4 protein-coding genes and 1 pseudogene are annotated in these 6097 nt (G+C 64.3%); 1 reads left to right on the forward strand and 4 read right to left on the reverse strand.

Going from position 1 to position 6097, the window contains the following annotated elements; translation table 11 throughout:
- From AC1D00_RS22670 to lptF, 4 genes are all read right to left on the reverse strand, one after another.
- Nucleotides 1–786 (reverse strand): SurA N-terminal domain-containing protein (locus AC1D00_RS22670; RefSeq protein ID WP_477012182.1); only part of this gene is annotated, 786 nt, incomplete at its 3' end.
- Nucleotides 787–854: 68 nt separating this feature from the next.
- Nucleotides 855–3341: an LPS-assembly protein LptD gene (locus tag AC1D00_RS22675; protein WP_477012183.1), complete on the reverse strand. Its 2487-nt coding sequence runs from the start codon at nucleotides 3339–3341 to the stop codon at nucleotides 855–857.
- Nucleotides 3341–4438 carry an LPS export ABC transporter permease LptG gene (lptG, locus tag AC1D00_RS22680; RefSeq protein WP_477012184.1) on the reverse strand — a complete coding sequence of 366 codons (1098 nt, stop codon included), beginning with the start codon at nucleotides 4436–4438 and terminating at the stop codon, nucleotides 3341–3343. The genes AC1D00_RS22675 and lptG overlap by 1 nt, the downstream gene beginning before the upstream one ends.
- Nucleotides 4435–5604 carry an LPS export ABC transporter permease LptF gene (lptF, locus tag AC1D00_RS22685; protein WP_025576083.1) on the reverse strand — a complete coding sequence of 390 codons (1170 nt, stop codon included), beginning with the start codon at nucleotides 5602–5604 and terminating at the stop codon, nucleotides 4435–4437. The genes lptG and lptF overlap by 4 nt, the downstream gene beginning before the upstream one ends.
- Nucleotides 5605–5942: 338 nt before the next feature.
- On the opposite strand from lptF, the pseudogene AC1D00_RS22690 reads away from it, so the two are divergent.
- Nucleotides 5943–6097 (forward strand): annotated as a pseudogene (locus tag AC1D00_RS22690) (leucyl aminopeptidase); the annotation flags it as partial.

Here is a 6097-nt window from a genome sequence, read left to right on the forward strand (position 1 = left end):
CAGCACGACCATCTCGATGCCGGCCTTGGTCACCTCGGGCGCGGTGAGATGGCCGATCGGCGTGTCGTCGAGCACCTTGCGCAGTGCATCGGGCAGTTCTGCGGTCGTCTTGGTGACGCTGTCGCGGATGGTGGCGTTCGGCGTCGAGCGGAACAGCGAATTGGCCTCCTCGCAGCTCGCAATGCGCGAGCGGTACGTCTCGGCCTCCTTCTTCCGCGTCTCCAGGAAGGTCGGGGAGGAGCCGCGCGGCACGATCAGCACGATCGGCTGCATCTTGTATTCGGTGCCCTCGATCTGGAGCTTGTCGCCGGTCTGGGCCTGCACAGCCTGCGCGACGTCGCGCTCGCCGACCATCAGCTTCTCCTTGAAGCGGCCGCGCACGAGGCTGGTCCAGACCATCTCGGACTTCATCCGGGCCTTCAGCGTTTCGGGGCGGACGCCTTTGACCTCGAGCGACTTGGTCAGCTGATCCGTCGAGATGCGCATGCGCTGCGCCATGCCCTCAAAGGACTGGTTGATGTCGGAGACGCCGGGATCGACGCCGTACTTCTTGCCTTCCTTCAGCTTCACCCTGTCGTCGATCAGCTCGTTGATGACCTCCTGCCGGCTCGGGGTCTTCTGCGTCGTCAGCTGGTCGAGCTTGGAGCGCTGGTCGATGTCGAAATCGGTGATCGGATCGCCGTTGACCATGACGACGATGTTCTGCGCGCGCGACGGCGCGGCCGCCAGAAACAGGGCGGCAAGGACGAGGAGGAGGAGGCGGAACATAGGCAAAGCAGTCGTCATTTTTATCGCTCGCATGTCAGCCGCGGTGAACCTGCGATTGGGAAAACGCGACCGGCACTTCAAACCGTTTACTGGAGGACGCCGGAACCGCTGCTCGTCGACGAGGTCGCCAGCGTACGCAGGCCAATCTGGAACATGAACGCATGGCTCAGGACGGGCGGCGTCGTGCCCGCGGAGTAGCTATACGAAGTTACATAGTTCGCCGCCAGCACGAAGCAATCGTCGACATAGCCCGCGCCGAGCACATACTGGTTGATCTTGTTGGCCTCGAGGTCCCAGCGTGCCGAGCCCGACACCACCCAGTTGGTCGCGACCTTGAGCGAGCCCGTGGTCAGGATGCCCTCGCGGCGCGTCAGATATCCGAGTTCCGGCTGCGGCGCGTAGTTGCCGTACATCATGGCGATCGACCAGCGATCGAAGTTGGCGCGGCCTTCGGCCTCGAAGCGCTGGACGTTCCAGGTCTGCTCGTCCATGCGGGAGCGGACGCTGAACGTGTAGGTGCGGTTGGGCGAGTAGGCGAGGCTCGCCACGTAGTCGGAACGGGGCTTGTCGAGGCCGGAATCCAGGCCCGTGTTGATGGAGTCCTGAACCGCGTAGGAGTTCATGCCGAACAGCTGGTAGGACTGGCCGAACAGCGCCTTGACGGCGCCGCCCTTGTCGAACTGCGTGGTGGCCTGCACGCCGACATTGGCGCGGCCGCCGCCCTCGACGCGGTCGTAACCGGAGAACTTGTCGACGTTGAACAGGTTCGAGGCGTCGAACACCACGCTCTGCGCGTCCTCGTTCGGCAGCTTGCCGGCATAGGTCTCGTTCGGGCGGATGATGATCTGCGCGATCGGCTCGACGGTGGTGGAGCCCCAGGGCTGAACGTTGATGAAGGGATAGCGATATTCGAGGCCGACGGTCGGCATCAGGCGGAACGCCTGGGTGTCGCCGACCGGCAGGTAGTTCGACACGCCCGGCTGGTTCGAGACCGAGGAGTTGATCGCATCGGCGCGGAGGCTGACGAACGGCGTCCAGATCTGGCCGAGCGGATCGGTGAAGGATTTGCGCCACTGCGCTTCCGCCGACAGGCGGGTATAGGTGCCGGGGAAGCCGCGCAGCAGGCACTGCGACGGCGTGCGCGCGAGCGGATCGGCCGACGCCGTCGTGCACAGGCTGTTGGTGTTGGCGAGCGTCGTGATCGGATCGAACACGGCGGTATCACGCGACAGGTTCACGAAATTGGTCTTGTAGCTGAACTCGCCGCCGAAGACCGGATAGTTGAGCACGTTCGAGTAGTCGATCACGGGGTAGACGATCGGCACCTGGCTCTGGTTGCCCGAGTAGCTCAGCCAGTACATCGTGCGCGCGTCGAAGAAGCTGCGATTGCCGACGCCGGTCAGGTAGAGCTGCGACATCGCGTCGGTCGGCAGGATCAGGAACGATCCGAGCGGGTCACGGTACTGCGACAGGCGGTAGTCCGAGAAGAAGTAGTAGTCGGACATGACTACGCCTTCCCAGCCCCAGACCCATTTGTCATTCAGCGCGAACTGTCCCTTGGTGTCGACCGCGCCGCGGAACTCGCGGTCGCCGGGCTGACCGGCGAGTGCGCCCGGGTCGAGCTGGTTGATGCCATAAGCGCGGATCTGATAGGCGCCGTCCAGCAGGCGCTGGCGGAATTCAGCCTGGAATAACACGCCCTGCCGGGACGTGATGCGCGGGTTGAGGGTCATGTCCATGTCGGGCGCGATCGCCCAGTAGAACGGGACTTCGACGCCGTAGCCGAACGGCGTATTCGACGCGTAGGACRGCATCAGGAAGCCGGTCTTGCGCTTCACGGTCGGGTCGGGCGTCGAGAAATAGGGCATGTAGGCGAGCGGCACGCCGAAGAATTCGAGCTGCGCCGTCTCGAAATACAGCATCTTCTCCTGCTGGTCGTGGATGATGCGCGCACCCTTGACCTGCCACAGCGGCGGCTTCTTCGGATCGTCCTTGCACGGCGCGCAGGCCGTGTAGACGCCGTTCTCGAACACCGTGTAGTTGCCGCTGGAGCGGTCGGCCCGGCTCGCCGCCATGCGGGTCTGGTCGGCGGTGTCCACGCGCAGCGAATCGACGAAACCGTCGCGGTAGTCGTCCGAGAGATCCATGATCTCGGCATAGGTGATCTTGCCGTCGGCATCCGTCATGCGGATGTTGCCTTCGGCATGGAGCCGCTTGGTCTTCTGGTCGTAGATGACCTTGTCGGCCTCGACGCTGGTGCCGTTGTAGAACAGCTGGACGTTACCGACAGCGGAGACGCGCGAATTGTTGTAGTCGTAGTCGACCTCGRTCGCCTGAACCAGCATCTGGTTGTCGTTGGCGACCTTCGGCGGCTTCGGACGCGGCGGCAGCGGATTGTAGGTGAAGCTCTGGGCGGAGGCCGGTGCCACGGCGGCAAGGTCGATCAGCGCGCCGAGCGAGGCCGCGGCGACGACAGCGAGCAGCAGCCTGCGAACGGACAAGCCGCACCCGTTCGCGCGCACCACGGTGCGGCGCGTCAGACGAGACACGGGCCCTCGACGGACGGCAGTCACTAACCGTCCTCCTGATACAACAAGGCCAAGAAGCCGGTGAGGCCGCCCACCACCACGGGCAACCACGCCGCAGCGATCGGATGCATCAACTCAGCCTTGCTCAAGTCTTCAGTCACTTTCGACAGAACGTAGAGCAGAAAGCCTGCACCCACGCCACTCAAAACCATCTTCTGCACGCCGCCCATCCGGAAGAAACGCAACGACACCGAGGCCGCGAGCATCACCATGGCGGCGAGCAAAAACGGCTGCGCCAACAGCTTGTGATACTGGAGTCGATAGCCGGCTGTCGCGAAGCCTGAGCTTTCGGAGGAGCGGATGTAGCTCGGTAGTTGCCAAAAGGACACAGTCTCGGGTGTGGAAAAGCTGTTGCGGACCTGGGCCTCGGTCAGCGTCGTCGGAATCGCCAGGACGGCCTGCTCGATCGGCGGCCCGTCCAGCGAGAAGCGGCGGACGTTCCTGAATATCCACTGTCCGGCTTCGAGCTCCGCCTCGCGCGCCTCGATGCGCTCCTTGAAGTGCTGCTCTGTATCAAACCGGAACAGCGTGAGCCCCGTGAGCCGGACACCCTGCTGCTCGCTGCGCGCCGCATTGATGATCGTCTGGCCGTCGTTGGTCACCTGGTTGAGCCAGAAGCCGGAGGCGTCCTGGATGCCGCCGCCGGGCGCCGAGCCGAACAGSTCGGCCTCCATGCGCTTGGAGAGCTCGCGCAGATTGGCCGACATCGGATTGTAGGCGACGGTGGCGATCACCCCGATCAGGAGCGCGCTGCCGAGCGCCGGCGAGATGAACTGCCAGGCGGAGACGCCGGCGGCGCGCGCAACCACGAGCTCCAGCCGGCGGGAGAGGGCGAGATAGCAGGTCATGGCGCCGATCAGCATGCAGAACGGCGTCAGCTTCTCCAGGAGCTGCGGCACCCGGAACAGCGAGGTCTCGGCCACCATGATCGCCGAGGCGGATGCAAGGCCGGAGGTCTTGCGCACCATCTCGATGTAGTCGACCAGCACCAGCAGCAGGAAGATGCCGGCGAACACGCCGAGCGCCGCGACCACGAAGCGGCCGGCGAAATAGCGCCCGAGTGTATTGGTGAGCATGCTCATGCGGTGACCGGCCGTCCGAACAGCCGCGCGATCCGCGCGTTCGACCTGTTGATGGCCTCCATGAGGCGGGGCGGCGGCTCGACCACGATGCCGCCGACGATCATCCACATCCCGACGCCGATGGCGCCCAAAACCATGGCGTATTGGACCAGCACCGCGCCCGGCGACTTCACCGCCATGACCGAGCAGGCGAAGCCGGCCATGCGCAGGCCGAACACCGCGACGATGGACGAGCCCATCGAGAAATTGCGGCTCTGGCGGGTGGTGCGAGGCGCACCGAGGAAGGCGAAGGTCAGCACGGCAAAGGCGAACGGATAGATCGGCGCCAGCAGGCTGTCATGCAAGGCCGAGCGGAACTGACCGGGAATCTGCTTGTAGACGGGATCGTCCTCGGACGGCGAGAACAGCTCCCAGAGATAGCGCTCGCGGATGCCGAGAGTGACGTCGCGGCCCTGGCCCGAGAACTTCGACATGTCGAAGCCGTAACGGCCGAACGCCACCAGCGCGGGATCGCGTTTGCCCGCCTCGAAGCGCTGGAGATTGCCCGTCTCCAGCACCAGGAACGAGCCGTTGTCGTTCTTCATGACCTCGCCATGCTCGGCGACGATCGAGACGCGCTCATTTGGATCGCGGCGGTCGTCGATGAAGATGCCGGCGAGAATGCCTCCGGGCTGGCGTTCGCGAATCCGGATCGTCAGGTTCTTGTCGAGCTGGGCGAAGCGGCCGGGCTGGAGGATGTTGGTGAGCACGTCGGCGGTGATCTCGGCGTCCCACTGCTTGATCCGCCGCATGCCGTCGGGCGCGAGATAGGCGGCGATGAAGGCGACCAGCAGCGCCACCACGCAGGTGGCGTAGAAGAACGGATAGAACAGCCGGAACGGCGAGAAGCCGGCGGCATTCATCACGATGATCTCGGAATCGGTCGCGAGCTTGTTCAGCGTGTGCGAGATCGCGATCATCAGCGCGATCGGCGAGATGATCAGGACCAGCGCGGGCACGACGAGGCTGGTGATGCCGAGGAAGGTGAGGATGGTCTGACCCTGGCTCGTCATCAGGTCGATGCCGCGCAACGCCTGCGTAATCCAGATCACGCCGGTGAGGCTGACCAGGACCAGCGCAAACGACGCCAGCGTCGTGCGGAAGATATACCTATCGATTGACCCCATGCGCTACCGCACGAATCCCACCAAGTCCCCAATGCCGACCGGAGTTCTGCCGTCCAACCAATCCCCGAAAGGGGATCCCCGAGGTCGGACAAACAGCTCTTAGCCAGCTTCCTCTCTCACTACCATCCCTTTGATCCGTCAACAAAATGGCTGGCCCATGGCACCCTCAATATATGGTTAATATTTCGCTCGTTGTGGCCTGGCGGCCACGGGCGGTGCTTGGCATCTGCCCGGCCGGTGGCCCATAGTGTGGAAAGTCCAGTGAATCGCCGTTCAGCGCCGGCCCGTGGCCGGAACCGCCGAGCGGCAAAAAGCCCCATGTTTTGAAGGAGTTACCCATGTCAGATGCCATCAAGGTCGGCTTCGTCCCGTTGTCTGCCGCCGCCCGTGGCATCCTGGTCGTGTTCTGCGACGACGGCTTGAAGCTGGGCCCCGCGACCGCCAAGGCACGGGGCGGCGGTACCGAACTCGTGAAGCGGGCGGCCGCGGCCGC

Source organism: Bradyrhizobium sp. P2_E8 (assembly GCF_056403875.1).